The sequence below is a fragment of the Ochrobactrum sp. EDr1-4 genome, from assembly GCF_049199085.1.
Lineage (GTDB): Bacteria > Pseudomonadota > Alphaproteobacteria > Rhizobiales > Rhizobiaceae > Brucella.
Genome location: NZ_JBLZOF010000002.1, coordinates 377860 through 395998 on the forward strand (window position 1 = coordinate 377860; position 18139 = coordinate 395998).

The window sequence follows — 18139 nt, forward strand, 5'->3', positions numbered from 1 at the left end:
ATGTCGGCAGGCAATAAGGGATGGATCAATCGACGTGAATTGCATTGGAGGAATGCGTGAGTAAACTTTATCTGGCAGTGGGCTCAGTTAATCGTGAAGCACCCTATTTTCAGGGTGCGCGTGGCAAAGGCCTTTCAATCTATGCATTCGATACCGCCACCGGTGACGCCCAGCGCATTTGCAGCACCTCCTCTGTCGACAATCCAACTTACCTTAGCGTTAATCCTGTCTCCGGCGTAATCTATGCCAATTCTGAAGTGTTTGGGTGGCATGAGGGCGCCGTGAGCGCCTATCGTTTTGATGGTGAAAAAGGCGAACTGGTCTACCTCAACAAGCAAGCCTGTCAGGGTAGTATAACGGCGCACAATACCATCAGCCGTGACGGAAAGTTCGTGCTGGTTGCCAATTATGCAATGGGGAGCGGTGGCCCAGATCAGTCTCTCGTTGCCCTTCCTATCAATGATGACGGCAGTCTCGGTTCTGTAACAGGTTCTGTGCGCCATGAAGGTTCGCTAGGTCCGGACAGCGAACGGCAGGAACGCAGCCATCCTCACTGCATAGTCGAAACTCCAGACGGCGGAATTTTCCTGTCTGCTGACCTTGGGCTTGATGAAGTGATTGCCTATCGCGTCGATGAGCAAGGGCAGTTCGAAAGACAGGCAAGCGTTGCTGTGTCACCCGGTGCCGGACCGCGCCACATCGCGCAGCACCCAAATGGTCGTTTTATCTATGTTGCCAATGAACTGAACTCCACTGTTTCACTCATTCATCGCAATGGCGGCGAAATGCAGCTTGTTCAAAGTTGGGCGACGATACCATCGGGCGTAGAATCCCACGGTGCAGATATTCATATCTCGCCGGATGGTGCACATTTATATTGCTCCAATCGAGGCCATGACAGCATTGCCGCTTTTAGTATTGATCAGCAAAACGGGAATTTGAGCGATCTAGGTTTCGTGCCTACGGGCGGAAAAACACCGCGCAATTTTACGCTGACACCAGACGGCAACTGGCTTCTGGTTGCCAACCAGAACAGCGATTGCATCAATATATTCTCGAGAGATCGTTCATCAGGTAAACTAACCGACACAGGCAAGCGGATAGAAATCGGCACACCTGTCTGCATCCGACCGTTTAATCTATAGACAACTGATGCTCGAAATCGGTTAGCACATCGCAGCCATTTTCTGTGACGTGCAGCATAAATTCGAGCCTCACACCGCCAATGTCAGGGTCAAAGGCGGTCGGTTCGACCATAACCACCATATCCTTTTTAAAGCTCTCGGTTTCATAGCCGACGAGCCTTGGCCATTCATGCACAGATGTGCCGATCGAGTGGCCGGAATGGTGAGCATAGCTGTAACCATGGGCCGCGATATGCGCCTGTAATCTCTGATCGAGTTCGCCGATACCAAGCCCCGGGCGGATAATCTCAATGGCCAAATCAAGCGCCGATTTTGCTGCCTTGAACTGCTTTCCAAAACCTGCGCTTGGCTTTCCAAGCATGGCCGATGCACAACTATCACCCCAATAGCCATTGACGCGCGGTGCTAGATCACAAATCAGCGGATCGCCGGTTTGTATCGTCCGGTTCGTCGGCCAGCCCATAAATGCCGATGTACGCTCTTTGCCGGAGATGAAATCGCCGGTCAGCGGCAAGCGTTCGCCGGCACGGCTTTCCATCGCAAGTCTTATATCGGCAAAGACTTCAAGCTCGGTACGGCCTGCTTTGGTCTTCTCGAGAAATGTCCGCTGCCCGGCTGATGCTGTTAATGCGGCCTCGCGTAGCAACGCAATTTCCGCTAATGTTTTGATCATGCGTTCGCGTTTAAACGCATCGCCAATCGACACGCGCTTGCATGTTTCAATGAGTGGCAGCAGTGATAATGGAAAGCTTGCTTCCTCAATTGCCACTGTTCCACTCACGCCGAGCTTTGCAAATAACTGGCCAGCCGTATCGCAATAATTGGCGAAAATATCGGTCGGGCTTTTATAGGAAAAGCCTTCATAGGTGACGATCAATTCGGCCCAGCTTTGGGTGCCAGCTTCAAGATTGGTGACAACAAGTCCGCACTCACCATTTTTGCCTACCACTGCAATGGCAGGACCACCAGCAAATGGTGATGGTCCCGCTTCAATTGCCACGATATGTCCGGATGCATAGGCAACCCCGTCAGGGCTGGTGAAAATGCCCCAATCCGCACCTGATGCCCTGATGGCGGCAATGGTTTTTGCAAGCCTTTCGTCCATCTGTATTTCCTTCAGATCAGGTTACGGATATGACGGTCGCGGCCATAGGCTGCCACCAGAAGAAGGATAAGCACACCAAGTGCAGACTGCACCATGGCATCCGAAAACCCCATACCGATCAGGAATGTGCGCAGTTCCATCAACATGATAGCGCCTGCAACGGTACCGACAAAACCGCCTCGGCCGCCAATTAATGCCGTTCCGCCAATCACTACCGCTGATACTGTCTGAAACAGATAGGGTGTGCCAACCGTCGCACTTGATGATCCGGTAAAGCCGAGCAGCAAAATGCCGGCAAGCGCTGCAAACATAGCACTCAAGCCAAACGTGATCGCCCAGATCGCCACAGGCCTGATCAGCGCAATTTCTGCGGCCTTGATGTTAGAGCCAAGCGCATAAAGCTTGCGGCCATAAATCGTGCGCCGCAACACAAAAACTGTGCCAATAGTCAGGAAGAGGGTGAACGGGATCAACCATGGAAACGGTAAAGGTCCGATGCTGCCACCTAATGATACAAAGTCATTGATGAAGGCAGGAGCCGAGCCGGTCGGCAACCCGCGTGTCCATATCTGAACACCCGCCTGAACCATTGTGCCAACGCCCAAAGTTACGATCAAGGGATGAATGGAAAGTGCGGCTGACAATGCGCCCGAAAACGCGCCAATCAGACCCGCTGATACAAGCACGATCACCCCTGCCATCAGCGGCGACATTCCATCACCATAGAGGCTTGCAAAGACCACATTAGCAAAGCCAATGACAAAAGGGATCGAAAGATCGATACCGCCAAGGATCATCACCAGCGTCTGACCGAGCGCTGCAATAGCCAGCAGCGATGCCAGAACCAGCATGGCGCGGATGGAAAACAAGCTGGCAAAGCCGGGAATGAGGGCTGCACCGAGAAGGAAAACAAGAACAACCCCGATGAAGGCGACCAGCGCACGATTGGTAGCTAAGGCTTTAATCATGGCTGCGCCACCTTGCGTCGGAAATAAAGTTTCAGTTTTTCAGAGTTGAGGCACACAGCCAGAACAAGAACTGCGCCATAGACGGCTTGAAGAACGAAAGTAGATACATTGAACGCCGTCAACATGCTTTGCAGCAGGAAAATATCAGCTGCACCCAGAAATGCTGCTTTCAAACCACCAACACCACCAGCAAGGCTGACGCCGCCTAGTGCTACCGCAGCAATGGCAATCAGCGTATAGCCCGGTCCGATAATCGGATCGCCGGAGCCAATAAGAGCTGTCAGCGAGATTGCTGCCAAACCCGCAAAAAGGCCAGCCAGTACGTAAGCCATAAAGCGTACAAGCGGAACATTGACACCTGCAGTGTAGGCTGCGCGGTCTTCACTACCAACCGCCATCAGCGTTTCATAAAATGGCAGGCGTTTAATGCCGATCCAAATCAGAATGGCCGTGCCAACCGGTAGAATGGACCATGGACCTGCGAGGGCTGCAAACCATGCCGGAACTGAACCGGATGGTGACGGCAGGATGGTCAGCGCCAGCCCACCAAATATCAGATAAGTGCCAAGCGTCGCCACAATTGGCTGAATACGGATGATTGCCGCAAGCAGTCCGTTGAGTGCGCCCGCAAGAACGCCAAGCGCGATGGCTGCGGGTATGATAACAAAGGGGGAGGATATGCCTCCCTTGGTGATCAGCAACTGCACCAAAATAACATTGATCAATCCGACGAGCGGGCCAACAGAGATGTCAATCGAACCGCGCCCGGCGAGAAACGGAATTGTGATTGCAAGCGAAGTCAGCAGCAGTGGTGCTGCAAGCCCCAGAACTGCGCCCCAGTTTGACGGTGCAAAGCGCACCGGATTGAGCACGATATTAACAACTAGCAGAATGACAAAGAGGATTGTGGCCAGTCGCGTTTCCTGCCCGCCAGAGAACAGACGTTGCAAAAAACCTGATTGATTGGATGTGCTCATAGCGCCACCTCATCCTGTCCGAACATGGCCGCAAGAACACCTGACATCGACATTTCAGATTTGCCTATTGTTTTTGAGCATTCAAAATCACGAAACACCGAAACACTGTCGCAGATTTGCAAAATTTCCTCGATTTCACTCGACAGGATCACAAGCGCAATGCCTTCTTCACGAGCAAGCTTGCGAAATGCTTCATAGAATTTCATGCGCGTATTTAGATCGACGCCGCGGGTTGGGTCATTAAGCAGCATCACACGCGGGTTCAGCGCCAAAAGCCTTGCAAGCAAAACCTTCTGCTGATTGCCACCGCTCAATGCCGTAATTGGCGCATCCATGGCCGGATAGCGGATCGACAGAAATTCCGTATAGCGCTGCAATTCTTCTTTTTGCTTGCGGCGATTGAGTATACCGCCCCACGAAAAACGCGGCATAGAAGGCATGCCGAAATTATCAAGTACGGAAAGCACCGGGAAAATGCCGGTCGCGCGTCTGTCGCGCGGAAGGTAAACAACCCCACGCTTTGCTGCATCATGATGATTACGATAGGCTTGGCGCTCGCCTGACCTGCCAACTACTTCGACTGAGGATTGGCGCGGCTGACTAAAACCCGCCAGTGCAAGCAAAAACTGCTCCTGTCCGTGGCCTTCCAATCCTGCAAGCCCGGTGATTTCGCCAGCGCGGATCGTGCCGGACAGAGCTTTGCGCCCCGGCGCCAGCACAAGGTTTTCGTAGCTAAGAATAGTCTGATTATTCGACATGGAGATGAGCCTCCGGTGCCATGAGTTCAAGAAGGATCTGACTGTTGATCTGATGTCGGTCAAGCGTATCGACAATCTGCCCGCTTCGCAGAACCGTAACCTGATCGGAAAGACGCTTCACCTCTTCAAGACGATGCGAAATGAAGATCACAATGTTACCCGACTTTGCATAATCTTCGATTGTCTCAAAAACCAGATCACGATCTGCATAATCAAGCGCAGCAGTGGCTTCATCCAGAAGCAGGATCGAGGGACGGCTAATGAAAGCCCGCGCAATGACAACCAACTGTTGAGCCGCAAGCGACAAGCTGCCAGCAGGAACATGAAGATCAATTGGAAAGCGGGCAATCTTCGACAAAACCGCTTGAGACGCCTTTTCACGCACGACTTTGCTGACTTTGCGAGAAAGCAATCCATCAAAGCCCAAGAAAATATTTTCAACAACCGAACGATGCGGCGCGATCAGCACTTCCTGAAAGACTGTGGCGAGACCAAGCGCTTTCATTTCTGCCGGGGAGTTGGCGGCAATTGTTTTATCGTTAAGAACGACGCGTCCATGCGTAGGAGCCACTACACCTGACAGAATTTTGAGCATTGTGCTTTTGCCAGAACCATTCTCACCCAGAATGGTGTGAACCCCATAGCGAAAATCGACGTTAGCACCCGTTAACGCAACAGTTTCGCCATATCGCTTTTCGAGGTTTTCGATCCTTAATGATTTGACTGGCGCATGCGTGATCGGCGGCAGACCAGCCTCCGCAAGCAGCCTGTGCATATGGGATGTGCCGATTAGGTTAAGATCAGGCTCGGGCATAATGGAATGACTTTCCGCAGGCAGAAAATGAAAACCATTGCCAGAAACTCTGGCAATGGTTGTATTTGCACAAGCTACTTACTTGGCGCAGGACGCTGGTACTTTTGCGAAATCATAAAGTGCGGTTGCACTTCCATTCGAGAAGTAGCCATTCAGCAATTCTTCGGGGAACGGGTCCTGCGGCGGGATCGGGAAGATGGCAGCCGAATCCGGCTTCATGCAGTCCTTGTACCAGTTTGGTAGGTCAACTTGAGTCACGAGCGGCATCGGCGCAATGATCGTGTTTACGAGCGGCTTCTGGCCTTCAAGAACACGCAGCGCAACGCGGAATGCATTCTGTGCTGCGACATGCGGTGAGACCTCACCACCATAGAACTTGAATGAGTCCTGATTGGCATTCCAATAGCCGAGCGCATCCCCCGAAATGGAGCCTGCAATCAGTGGTAACGGACGCCCCGCCTGCTGGAAGGCTTCAGCAATAAAGCGCGCTTCACTGCCTGTGGACCAGACCGCATCAATCTGCTGCGGCGTGGTTGCGAGTGCCTGAAGCACAGCAGACTTGGTTGTCGTGCCAGTCCATTCGCCACTTACCTTGCGGGCGATTTTAAGGTTTCCGGCTTCTTCGACAGCCTTTTCAAGGCCGGCATTTTCCTGCTGCACAAGCGGATGGCCGGAAATACCTTCAACCTGAAGGATCGTGCCGCCATCTTTGAGGGCTTCGGCAATGCCTTTGCCCATCTGGTAGCCCCAGAGGTTTTGGTTATGCATGACATTAATGGCATTTGGCGTTGTAACAGAACCAGCCGATGTGATGACCGGAATCCCAGCCTTATAAGCATCATCGATCACTGCATTTAAAGCAGTCGAGGAACCGGCAATTGTCGTAATGACATTACAACCCTGTTCAATGAAGGCACGCATTTGCGAAATCTGCTGTGTCGCATCGCCATTGGAATCTGACACGACATATTCCGACACATCACCTGCGGCGATAGCACCATCCACGAGGCGCTTGAGTTCGTCATTGAAAGTTACACGCCACGGATTGCCCATATAGGATTCCGAGTGACACCAGCGCCAAGGCTTAGCAGGGGCTTTAAAGTCGCCATAAGTGGATGGCCCAACTTCAACCACATCGGTGTAAAACGCCTGAATTTCGGTCGGTAACGTGCCCAGCAATGCTGCACGATCCTGACTTTGCGCTGGAGCGCTCAATGCGGAAGCCGACAAAATTGCAAGAGTAAGAGCTTTCAGGCCAACGCCTGAGCGTGTCAAAAACATTTGATTTCCTCCAATGTGAACCCCTCCGTTCACTTATGAAGAAATTATTCACATATACCATCAAACGTCAAATGAAAAATGTGAGCGCTCACTATTGTTCAACCATCTTCTAAGACGAGACAATTTCTTATAAATTGAAAAAAGGAAAAGCTCTCGGTTTAGCGTTATACATCAAGCCATTTCGGGCACGATTTTCTGCTGTGAAAACCCATAAATGGAGGCCTTGCCGCCATCATCCCAACATAACGATGATACGATCGCGGCTATTACCTAACCGTCATTATAAAGACGTCCCTCGCCCTGCATCTGATAAATGGGTGCGTTCATTTTAGCCCGCAAACCAGCAGAAGTGTAATCAATCTCGACGTTACCAGTTCCCATAAGGCCCATTCTGATAAGCTTAGATCCGAAGCCAATCCTATCCGGCTTTGATATTGCCGGACCACCTGTTTCACGCCAGTTTAAAAATAGCGTAGCAATTCCATTGTGATCCATTGTATTCCAGCTAATCGAAACTCGACCCGTTTCATTGGACAACGAGCCATATTTGATAGCGTTTGTGGAAAGTTCGTGGATCAACAACGACGTTGAACTTGCAGCTTTGGGTCCGATAAAAATATCGGCACCGTCAATATCAACGCGATCATCAACGCCAAGCGCCGTGGTGATTTCGCCAATGATCCGCGCGAATGATCCGCTTGAGCTTTTACCAAACTGCAGCACATTATGCGCGCTGCTCAATGCGAACAACCGCCGGGAGAAAGAGCTGAGCTCATCTTCGTTATCCCGGCTTTTAAAGGTCTGGCTAGCAATAGCCCCTACAATGCTAAAAGTATTCTTGATGCGGTGTGCAAGCTCAGCATTCATAATCTGAGCGTTCTTCTCGGCTTCGACTTTGCCTGTCGTTTCAATAACAGTATCCATCATGCCGCCAACACTGCCGTCTTCGTCCAAAATAGGACTATAGCAGAATGTATAATAGCACTGCTCGCTAAAGCCAGAACGATTGATGAGCAGCGGAAAGTCTTCGATAAAAGTCGCCTCGCCGCGCATTGCCTTCTCGGCAATTGGTCCAATATCATTCCAAACTTCAGACCATATTTCATTGAATGGCTTACCCATACAATTCTGCTTGTCGCGAAGAATAGGCTTAAAAGCATCGTTATAAAGGGTAATGAATTTCGGACCCCAAACAATCGCCTTTGGAAAACGGGACGCCATCATCATTTGAACGGCAGTCCTGAGTGGACGAGGCCAGGTTTCCGGCGCTCCAAGAGGATTGCGCGACCAGTCTATGCTTCTGATTTCCGCGACAGCTTCTCCCAATCTCGGGATGAAGAAAAAACTATCTTCCAATTTTAAGCACCCTATCGATTAGCAAACGTGCTCGAAAGCGCCAAAAAGCAAAGGTTGTGCCTTGGGAAAGTGGCGAAGCAAGAAATCAATAGCATATCGAAATTCTATTGATAACCAACGATCATCACACTTATTCGTTTTGTGCTTGCAGCAAACCTATTCCTTAACCGGCTTTTGTTCGGCGGTTTTATCAGGCTGGATATAAAGCGTTTCAGACGAGAAGGCGAAATCGGCTCCGTGAGCATGAACTATATCAATGATCCTGAGATAAACCTCTTGCTGGGCATCGAGCCATTCGGCCCAGCGCGTGGTTTTGGTAAAGCAATAAACCATGATATTGAGCGAAGAGTCCGCAAAGGCGTTAAAATAGACCAACAGGCTTTGCGTTTGGTCTATTTTATCATTGGCTTTGAGCATCGACCTTATGTCGTCGATTACGCCAGAAACTTTATCGCCGTCTTCATAGCGCAAGCCAATAGTGGTATTGATACGTCGGTTGGTCATCCGTCCCGGATTTTCAACGCTGATGGTCGAGAATGCGGCATTAGGCACATAAAGCGGGCGATTATCAAAGGTCTTAATCTTTGTCAGCCGCCAGCCGATCTCAACAACTGTACCTTCAATGTTTCGATCAGGCGAACTTATCCAGTCACCGATGCTAAACGGTCTATCGAAATAAAGCATCACCCCAGAGAAGAGGTTACTGAGTACATCTTTTCCGGCAACACCGATCGCGATGCCACCGATACCGCCAAAAGCAAGCAAACCTGAAAGGCCTATCCCAAATTGCTCGCCAAAGAGCAGCATAATAAAGAGAAATAGCGCAAGCTTTAAAATACGAGCGACCATACGCGCAGACGTCACATCATTTCCACGTTCAATCTGGCTGTGCGTGAGGCGATTAATCAACTGGAATAGCTGCTGCATGGCAATCAATGCCATGACGAAAGTTGATACCGTGTTGATAACTTCGGGCGTAATCGCTGTTATCTTATAGTCAATAAGCAGCATATAAGCGACTTGCCTGAACGTCATAATCAGTCCAAACATCGCTACAACGAAGGTCAGGTGAGCTAAAATATTTCTGGACCAGCCTTTTTTGTGTCGTATCAGAAACCAGAACACAAAGGCGGCAATCGCAAAAAGCAGAATAATTCCTGCTGCTATCCAGTATTTTGCCATTTTACCCCGCCCTTAGCCAGCCTTCATTGCCCTGCTGAAACTCCCGGCAAGCTCGCAACAGCACTCGAACTTGATGTCAAAGCCCCGGTGAAGAATGCCAGATTAGCAGCCGCGATCAGTGAGGCAGCACGTGCATCTGTTTGCGCCAGTTTTGCATCAAGCAACGCATTGTTGGCTTCATTGACGATCGTAATCGTACCAAGCCCATTCTTATAAGATTCAAGCGCCGCATCATATGCTGTGGCGGACGTCTGAACCAGAACGCCCGCAGCTTTGTTAGCAGCCAGAGACGTTTTAAGAAGATTGGATGCAAGAACGATTTCTGCAACCGCATCAAGCTGAACCTTACGGAACGTTTCAGTCGCGGCATTGCGTGTCGATTCAGCGCTTTTGAGCTGGGCCGCACGGAGCCCACTATCATAAAGCGGCATCGTGGCACCGATCAGAACACCCGCTCCAGATGACTGGTTGCCAATTGAGGGCAAGCTGCCAGCTTCAAAACGGTTGTTAGTGGAAGCAAGCGCGCCCGCTACAAAAACTTTCGGCATAAATTCGGCCTGAGCAACTTTTATGCCCGACTTGCTTGCCTGCAATGCCGCGTAACTGGCGACAACGTCAGGGCGTCGGGACAAGGCTGTCTCGACAGCCTGCTGTGTTATGCCTTCAAACTTAGCGGGCAGCGGCCTTTTCATCGAACTTTCAACATTGATGTTGAGCATGGCATTTACGCCCATCGACGCCAGAAGTGCCTGATAAATATTCTGCTGTTGCCCCTGCGATTTCACAAGCCGCAATTCAGATTGCGCAACCTGCTGCTTCGCAAGTGCCAACTCAACAGTTGTGGCGCGGCCTTCATTCAGCTTCGCCTGTACCGCAGCAAGAACGGCCTTGCTGTTACGCATGGTTTGTTCAGCAATCCGATGCCCGGCCACCGCCGCGCTATATTCATAGTAAGTGCGGGTAACATCAAAAATAACTTTCTGATGCATCGCATTAAAAGTGACATTGGCTGCAAAGGAGACTTGTTTTGCAGCATCCGCAAGCGCCGCGCGCTGACCAAAATCAAAAACCAGCCATTGTAATGCTACCGAAGGAGCGACGCCCTTCAAGGTCGTATTAACTGTACGTTCTCCTATCAGAGGAACATCAACTGGCGTACTTGTCTTTTGAACACCACCAATCACGTTCGCTGTGATTATGGGCAGCATCGTTGCCTCTACCATACCTACAGCAAGGGCAGCCTGACGTGCTTTTTCCCATGCATTTCTTGTGGTTGGATTGCTGCGCTGCGCAAGATCAATCAACTGCGCAAGATCATAAGACGAGCGCGTATCAACGGAGACTGGACTGGAAATGAGCGCCAGTTCAGGGTTGGATGGAATACTGAAATCTTTAGCACCTGTGGTATTTTCAGCAGGTGCATTTTTCCCCTGCGCAGGTTTCCAAGGCTGATCAGGGGACGCCGGAGCGAGCTTCAAGGCTTCAGTCGCACAGCCGCTCAGGGTAAGAGCAAAAATTGAAAATAGCGCAATGAATTTCAGCGTCGCAGGCTTTCTCATACCCTGCCGCCTGCCAAAAGTGCTTCCATATGCGCAAGATGCTGATCGATTTTAGTTGCCCCCTCGTGTTCTGCTTCCTCAGCAGAAACAGCCTGATCTTCTGGTGGAATTTCGCTCTGCATAACATCAGACTTTATGCGTGACGAGAGCGCGTTCAATCTCTCAACAGCATCGGGCATGACCTCACCAGAAAAGTAGACTTCCTTGTTCAGTGAAGCAAGCTCATCGACAAAGCCATCAAAGGTTTTTTCAAGCTTCTCTGAAGGACGAAGAGACGCAGGTTCGAACGGCAACAGATAAAAACAGTAACGAACATCGCTCAAAAGACGTTCTGTTTCAGCAACTGTGGCAATCATCTTGGGTCGTTCATCCGGTGTAGCAGATGCAATTTCAGCCAATTTTTTGGCTGCATCCGAAAGGCGCTGGCGGATAACGGTCACAACAGGCGCTGGCCATATCAGTGTAGAAACAAGATAAACGGCGAAGTTTCCGACCAGTACACCGACGATACGGTCGCGCGCCGAATCCATATCGGTTGTCGGACCAAAGCCTTGCAACACGGTCAACGCAAATGCGAGGCCGATCTGAACGCCGCCGTAAGAAACTTTTTCACTGCCTGCAGATACCCATGCGGCGAGAAGAGCGACAGCAAAGACTAGAACCATCAGTCCGCCAATAGTTTCCAGCTGCGGCATGAGGTAAATAATTGACGCAATTCCAATCGCAGCCCCAATCAGACAACCGGTGATACGCAATGCCAATTTGTGAATTGTATCGCCTGCGGTGCCAAGAGAGGCGACATAGCAGGTCACCATCGCCGTATGAATGCCCTGCCAATCAATTGCTGCGTAAAATACATAACATGCAATTGCCGCCAAAGTGGTTTTGAGAGCAAAGCGTTGATAAATAGGATTGGTAAAAGCATCAGCGGCAAAAAAGCTGTCACCCGCACCCTTTTTATAGTCTGTCTTCTCACGCCCCGATATATTGTTGAGCGCCTGCAAAATACCTGTCTCCTGCCTGTGGACCGAAGGCTCCGGCGACATTTCAGGCGGAGGAAGCGGTGCATCCCTATCCAACGCCTCAACGACTCTGTCGATTTGCCGAATATAATGTTTCCGGTTCTCATCCGGCGTATCCGCGGGAAGAGCAGCAGCGGCAAAAAGCAACTGATACGATGCAGGAATATCCGTTTGTATTCGAGCTAGTCTTTTTTGAGTTGTCTGATGCAGTATTTTAACAAGCATCGAACGTTTGTTCTCGTCGTCATTGGCTGCAGCTAGCTTTTCCCGCAGCCACGGATCCGTCAAGGGATTGATACTTGAAAGTGCATTACGGGCCACCAAAAGGCGCTCGCGCAGTTCATCACGCAACAGCGTAAGACTCCAGCGACCGAAAAACAGGCTGAAACCCGCAATGACAAACATGGGAAGAATGGCCATTTCCCATGCATAGCGCAAAGCAACAGAAATAACGCCATTGATCGGAACCTGACTAACAAGGCTCAAAATAAAGGCAATAATCAATGCGACGATACTGCCGCCCTCGCCGAGTTTGCTGGCAGCACCGAGGAAAATAAAAACGAATGAAACGAGGATCATAACGAGAATACGCAACAACGCAGATTCTATAGTCCACTGCAGTACAGGAACCATCAGCGCCACCAGAATGGTGATCGCAATAACCGCGGCAGTCGCAACAATCGTATTTTCCGCGCCGTCCGCCTTCATCAGAAAGATGACCAGGTAACAGCTAATTGCGGATTCCGGGATTTTGAATAGCATCGCAACGCCAGCAACAAGCGCGCAGACTGCTGCCACACGCCATGACGTTGCCATGCGGCCCGGAAAGGGTGCCAGGTCCGCTAGGGTTTCGCGGACTGCATCCCAAAGTCCGTATTTAGCAATCGTTGCCATTATGCACTGTCACAACGGCTGATGCGCCAGAGCGCGTCAACTCTGCCGGAGGGTCAATGAGCTTTACACGCACCGGAAAGCGCTGTGCTATGCGTACCCAATTTAAGTTTTTAGGCACATAGGGCAAACTACGCGGTATATTGATGAGATCTTCGGAAGAAACGCCCCAGCCAATACCCTCGACGCGGCCTTTTACCACGATGGAGCTATCGGCCAGAATTCTTACAGCGGCACAACTGCCTACCTTGATACCGCGAAGCTCTGTTTCAGGAAAGGTCGCCGATGCATACCAGCTCGACGTATCAATCAATGTAAATACAGACTGGCCGGGAGCTATGATCTGTCCGGTGCCATGGTTGGATCCTACGACCCTGCCATCATGGGGTGCCATGACGACTGCGTTGTCGAGATTATGCTGTGCCAGTGCGAGAGCAGCTTGGCGTGCACGCACCAATGCCTGTGCGCTGTCCAGCGTTCCCACGAGCGTTGTGGCGGCTTCAGCTTGTTTCACTGCCTGCGTCAAACTGATTTGAGCATCATTGCGCAACGTCTTTGCATCATCAACCTGCTGACGCGTGACATAGCCCTTCGGACTAAGCGCCTCTAAGCGTTTTAGCGTTGCTTCAGCCAGATCGAGATTCGTTCTGGCACGCACTACCTGCTGGTCGGCAATGATTGCATTTTGCGATTCAGCCTTTACCGCACGCCTTTGAGTATCAAGTGCTGCTTCAGCTATTGCGAGGTCTGCAGCGGTTTGGTCAACCAGTATTTGGAGAGGCACAGGGTCAATTGAAAAAAGCACATCGCCTTTTTTGACTGCCTGATTTTCTTCGACATTAATGGAAATGATTTTGCCGGGAACTGTCGCAGCAATATTAACAATATTAGCTCCGATGACAGCATCATCAGAAAGCGGGCTTTTGTCGGCTTCACGCAAATAAAGCCACGCCATAACGAAAGCGACGACGATCAATATGCCGGTGAGCAAAACACCGATGATGCTGAACTCTCTTTTACTATAGGCGTTCTTTTCCATACTCATCGACCATACACAAAAAGCGCGAGGCCGCAGGCAATCGCGATAACCATTGCGGTATAAGCTGTCAGGCGAAACGGAAGAATATCATCAAGACCAATGCGGATCAGAACAACCCGCACGAGAAGAGTGATAATTATCGCAATGAAAAGGCACAGCATCCATGATGGGAAATATGCGCCTAACAAAGAAAATGACGGACCTGACACCGACTAAAAGTCTCCGCTAAGTAGGCTGCGCACACCCCGCGTGTGGCAGATTCTTACTTCTCGCTTCATAGTTACGGGAACGTCAATATGCCTGCAAGCAGCAAATCCAACTTAAATTGATAATCGTATGGTCGGAACAAAAAAGAAAACAGAGTGCGATTTTAGATCAATGTTACTTCACAACGAACGATAGCTTGATGAATAACGAAGGACCAATGCATTCGAGTCCAAGGCTTTCATTCGCGGGATGACTGGCCCGCCAAAAAAGTATGGTTTACTTCTCAAACCGATCAATTCTGGTGCGATTACGCTCGTATCGATTTTCGACCGGAAACTCCGGTATCCAAGCCTCTCGTCGTATCGTCCAAAGCTCATAAGTGGGCTTGAACTGATCGGGCGCATCCAGCGATCCCAGATTGATTTCAACTTCATCGCCTGACTTTGAAAATACGGACGATCCGCAACTCGGGCAGAAATATCGCCCTTCATAACTGCTCGTTTCTCCCTCTATCACCACGGCGCTCTCCGGGAAAATCGCAGACGCATGAAACAATGCACCATGATGCTTACGGCAATCAAGGCAGTGACATACGCCAACACGGTAAGGATCGCCAGAAGCTTCAAATCTGACGCAACCACACAAGCAACCACCTGTAAATTTTTTCATGCCTGCCTTCCTCCGCGACCAGATCAACGGCTTTTATCATACTAAAAGATAATAACCGTTTGAAACGATTCAGTTCATCATGACTGTGTGGAGAAGTGTGCGGAAGTTGGAGGAGAACGTCCGCACATATCAGCAAAAATGCTGTTGGGAGGAACCCTATGTCAGTGCAATCAAGCGCCAAGGCCGGCGCACCTAAAATGACGCGTGAAGAAAAGAAGGTTATTTTCGCCTCTTCACTCGGTACCGTATTTGAATGGTATGATTTTTATCTTTACGGAACACTTGCTGCCTTTATTGGCGCCGCGTTCTTCAATGAATATCCAGAAACAACCCGTAATATCTTCGTTCTGCTCGCTTTCGCAGCAGGCTTTCTTGTGCGCCCGTTTGGCGCGCTCGTCTTCGGGCGTATCGGCGATCTCGTCGGCCGTAAATATACGTTTCTTGTGACTATCGTCATCATGGGCGCATCGACATTCCTCGTCGGTATTCTGCCCGGATCGGCAACGCTTGGTATCCTAGCACCTGCAATCCTGATCATCCTGCGCATGTTGCAGGGTCTGGCACTGGGTGGCGAATACGGCGGCGCTGCAACCTATGTTGCGGAACACGCACCAAACGGTCGTCGTGGTTTCTACACATCGTGGATTCAAACAACCGCAACGCTTGGTCTGTTCCTTTCTCTGATGGTTATTCTGAGCATTCAGAATGTCATGACCACAGAATCCTTCGCGGCATGGGGCTGGCGTATTCCATTCCTCGTTTCCATCGTTCTTCTGGGTATCTCTGTGTGGATTCGTCTGCAGATGAGCGAATCCCCAGCATTTAAGAAAATGAAGGAAGAAGGAAAGACATCCAAAGCACCGCTTACCGAAGCATTCGGCCAGTGGAAAAATGCAAAGATCGCCCTTATCGCTCTATTCGGCCTCACAATGGGTCAGGCTGTTGTCTGGTATAGCGGTCAGTTCTACGCTCTGTTCTTCTTGCAGAACGTGCTCAAGGTCGAAAACCAATCCGCCAATATCATGGTTGCGACAGCCCTTATTCTCGGCACGGGTTTCTTCGTCGTGTTCGGCTGGTTGTCGGATAAGATTGGCCGTAAGCCAATTATTATGGCTGGCTTGGCTCTTGCAGCAGTCACCTACTTCCCACTGTTCAAGGCACTCACACAAGCAGCCAACCCGGCACTTGCACATGCTGAGCAGACAATCCGTGCAACAGTAACGGCAGCACCAGGCGATTGTAACTTCCAGTTCAATGCAACAGGTACGGCCAAGTTCACCAGCTCTTGCGATATCGCAACCAGCTTCCTGTCGCGCAGTGCCGTGCCTTATGATGTTGTGACCGGCCCTGCTGGGCAGCCTGCGACTGTTAAGATCGGCGATTCAACAGTCACATCTTATGATGCTACTGCCGCCGGTGTGGACGCGAAAGCCGCTCAGGCCAAGCTGACCCACGACATCAATCTTTCTCTGCAAAAGGCCGGTTGGCCGCTGGTACGCAGCCCTGCAAAGGTTGCAGATTCAAAGCTTGATGCTTTCGTTGCTGCAAACCCAGAACTCGCTCTTGATGCCGGTGCCGTTCGTGCGGGTGAAAGTGCCACAATGACCAATGCGGAATTGGTCAAGGCAAACATCGTTACGCAGATCGAAGCAGATGCAGCAGGTGAGCCAAGTCAGGCTGTTTACACCATCCCGAATGCAGGCGCGTTCAAGATGGTTGCCGATCCGGCACAGATCAACTGGACCATGACAATCGCAATCCTAACCGTTCTCGTGATTTACGTGACAATGGTTTATGGTCCGATTGCCGCTATCCTAGTTGAAATGTTCCCAACCCGCATCCGTTATACCGGTATGTCACTGCCATACCACATTGGTAACGGCTGGTTCGGTGGACTTCTGCCAGCGACCGTGTTTGCAATGAGTGCTGCCAAAGGCGATATTTACTATGGTCTCTGGTATCCAATCATCATTGCAACTGTCACGCTCGTCATTGGTATCCTGTTCGTCAAAGAAACAAAGGATGTCGATCTCAACAAGGTCGAGTAGTCAGCATCACGATTGAAACAGAAACGCCGCTCCTTCGGGCGGCGTTTTCATTTGTTAGAACATTCAGCGATATTGCGCTTCAATTTCGATCAGTTTTTGCTTACGCCAAAGCCCGCCGCCATAGCCAGTCAGCGAACCATCAGCGCCAATGACCCGATGACACGGAATGATAATAGCAATTTGATTGGCTCCATTCGCACGCGCAACAGCGCGCACTGCGAGCGGCTTTTCGACAGCTCTTGCAATCTCACTATAGTTTCGCGTCTGCCCTGCCCTAATGTTTTGCAATTCGCGCCAGACATCACGCGTAAATTCACTTCCGTGCAACACAAGCGGCATATCGAACCTTGCAGAGCTACCGGCAAAGAAGGCATCAAGCTGTTGTTCGAGCACATCATGTGAAGGATACCGCCCAATGCCGATTGATCCATGACAGGCTTTGTAAAGCTTCTTCAACTCCTGCGGCAGAGCTTTTCGATCCGTAAACTCCAGCAAATGCAGAGCCGACTGATCGCAGACTGCAATCATCGTGCCGAGCGGCGTCTTGATCCAATCAGCGCGCAACAAGCCATCTTTTCGCAATTGTGCTGGTGGCATTCCAAGAATACGTGCGAAGGCATTGCGAAATGCATCGGGCGATTCAAAACCCGCATCGACTTGCGCATCGATAACGCGTTCACCCTGCGCCAGGGTCTGAAAGCCGTACCGCAATCGTTCCTGCCGAGCCATTTCGAGAAACGTAATTCCAAAGTGGCGTCTGAAACTACGCCGCACCGTTGACGGGTCAAATCCCATTCTCGCAACATCATCTTCGCTCCAGCGACGTTGCGGCTGAGCTTCAAGCGCTTTCAACAAAAGTTCAATCGAGGCATCCGCTTCAGCTGCAGGCTGCAATGGATGACATCGTTTGCAAGCGCGAAACCCATCCGCAATACATTCTGGAATAGATGCAAAAAATCGGCAGTTCTCTTTAAGCGGCTTCCTTGCCGGACAGGTAAGACGACAAAAAATTCCGGTCGACAGCACGCCAACATAGGCCTTGCCGTCATAAGCCGCATCGCGGGCAAGCAGAGCATCATACAAAGTGTTCAAATCTGGGAGCGTATTCAACATAGAAG

The 18139-nt window shown here is 50.6% G+C and carries 16 protein-coding genes; 2 read left to right on the top strand and 14 right to left on the bottom strand.

Going from position 1 to position 18139, the window contains the following annotated elements:
• The first annotated feature begins 56 nt into the window (after nucleotides 1-56).
• Nucleotides 57-1145, top strand: coding sequence for a lactonase family protein (locus ACOZHT_RS08150; protein ID WP_339509927.1), 1089 nt, complete (start codon nucleotides 57-59; stop codon nucleotides 1143-1145).
• Here ACOZHT_RS08150 and ACOZHT_RS08155 read toward each other — a convergent pair.
• The 13 genes from ACOZHT_RS08155 to ACOZHT_RS08215 form a co-directional block, all read right to left on the bottom strand.
• Nucleotides 1135-2250, bottom strand: a complete 1116-nt coding sequence (locus ACOZHT_RS08155) for a Xaa-Pro peptidase family protein (protein ID WP_339509928.1) — start codon at nucleotides 2248-2250, stop codon at nucleotides 1135-1137. The genes ACOZHT_RS08150 and ACOZHT_RS08155 overlap by 11 nt on opposite strands.
• Nucleotides 2251-2261: 11 nt before the next feature.
• Entirely contained in the window at nucleotides 2262-3218 is a 957-nt protein-coding gene (locus ACOZHT_RS08160) for an ABC transporter permease (protein WP_339509929.1), read from the bottom strand.
• The gene (locus ACOZHT_RS08165; protein ID WP_339509930.1) at nucleotides 3215-4195 is read right to left on the bottom strand and encodes an ABC transporter permease; all 981 of its coding nucleotides are present in this window, start codon (nucleotides 4193-4195) and stop codon (nucleotides 3215-3217) included. Before ACOZHT_RS08165 ends, ACOZHT_RS08160 begins: the two co-directional genes overlap by 4 nt.
• Nucleotides 4192-4953 (bottom strand): ATP-binding cassette domain-containing protein, encoded by a 762-nt coding sequence (locus ACOZHT_RS08170; RefSeq protein WP_339509931.1) that lies wholly within the window; start codon nucleotides 4951-4953, stop codon nucleotides 4192-4194. The genes ACOZHT_RS08165 and ACOZHT_RS08170 overlap by 4 nt, the downstream gene beginning before the upstream one ends.
• Nucleotides 4943-5767: an ATP-binding cassette domain-containing protein gene (locus tag ACOZHT_RS08175; RefSeq protein WP_339509932.1), complete on the bottom strand. Its 825-nt coding sequence runs from the start codon at nucleotides 5765-5767 to the stop codon at nucleotides 4943-4945. Before ACOZHT_RS08175 ends, ACOZHT_RS08170 begins: the two co-directional genes overlap by 11 nt.
• A gap of 78 nt (nucleotides 5768-5845) precedes the next feature.
• A complete protein-coding gene (locus ACOZHT_RS08180; RefSeq protein WP_339509933.1) occupies nucleotides 5846-7048 on the bottom strand; it encodes a substrate-binding domain-containing protein in 1203 nt (400 codons plus the stop codon).
• Nucleotides 7049-7318: 270 nt separating this feature from the next.
• Nucleotides 7319-8275, bottom strand: a complete 957-nt coding sequence (locus ACOZHT_RS08185) for an HWE histidine kinase domain-containing protein (protein WP_339509934.1) — start codon at nucleotides 8273-8275, stop codon at nucleotides 7319-7321.
• Between the two features lie 285 nt (nucleotides 8276-8560).
• Entirely contained in the window at nucleotides 8561-9586 is a 1026-nt protein-coding gene (locus ACOZHT_RS08190) for a mechanosensitive ion channel family protein (protein ID WP_339509936.1), read from the bottom strand.
• Nucleotides 9587-9609: 23 nt separating this feature from the next.
• On the bottom strand, nucleotides 9610-11145 hold the full coding sequence (locus tag ACOZHT_RS08195) for a TolC family protein (protein WP_339509937.1): 1536 nt from the start codon (nucleotides 11143-11145) through the stop codon (nucleotides 9610-9612).
• Nucleotides 11142-13061 (bottom strand): FUSC family protein, encoded by a 1920-nt coding sequence (locus ACOZHT_RS08200; RefSeq protein ID WP_339509938.1) that lies wholly within the window; start codon nucleotides 13059-13061, stop codon nucleotides 11142-11144. The genes ACOZHT_RS08195 and ACOZHT_RS08200 overlap by 4 nt, the downstream gene beginning before the upstream one ends.
• Nucleotides 13045-14103 (bottom strand): multidrug transporter subunit MdtN, encoded by a 1059-nt coding sequence (mdtN, locus tag ACOZHT_RS08205; protein ID WP_339509939.1) that lies wholly within the window; start codon nucleotides 14101-14103, stop codon nucleotides 13045-13047. Before mdtN ends, ACOZHT_RS08200 begins: the two co-directional genes overlap by 17 nt.
• The gene (locus ACOZHT_RS08210) at nucleotides 14100-14306 is read right to left on the bottom strand and encodes a YtcA family lipoprotein (protein WP_310014795.1); all 207 of its coding nucleotides are present in this window, start codon (nucleotides 14304-14306) and stop codon (nucleotides 14100-14102) included. The genes mdtN and ACOZHT_RS08210 overlap by 4 nt, the downstream gene beginning before the upstream one ends.
• Before the next feature lie 274 nt (nucleotides 14307-14580).
• Nucleotides 14581-14973, bottom strand: a complete 393-nt coding sequence (locus ACOZHT_RS08215) for a GFA family protein (protein WP_339509940.1) — start codon at nucleotides 14971-14973, stop codon at nucleotides 14581-14583.
• A 158-nt stretch (nucleotides 14974-15131) separates the two neighbouring features.
• Between ACOZHT_RS08215 and ACOZHT_RS08220 the strand changes: the two genes are divergently transcribed.
• Nucleotides 15132-17021, top strand: a complete 1890-nt coding sequence (locus ACOZHT_RS08220; protein ID WP_339509941.1) for an MFS transporter — start codon at nucleotides 15132-15134, stop codon at nucleotides 17019-17021.
• A gap of 63 nt (nucleotides 17022-17084) precedes the next feature.
• On the opposite strand, the gene ACOZHT_RS08225 is transcribed toward ACOZHT_RS08220, so the two are convergent.
• Nucleotides 17085-18134: a trifunctional transcriptional activator/DNA repair protein Ada/methylated-DNA--[protein]-cysteine S-methyltransferase gene (locus ACOZHT_RS08225; protein ID WP_339509942.1), complete on the bottom strand. Its 1050-nt coding sequence runs from the start codon at nucleotides 18132-18134 to the stop codon at nucleotides 17085-17087.
• Between the last annotated feature and the right edge of the window lie 5 nt (nucleotides 18135-18139).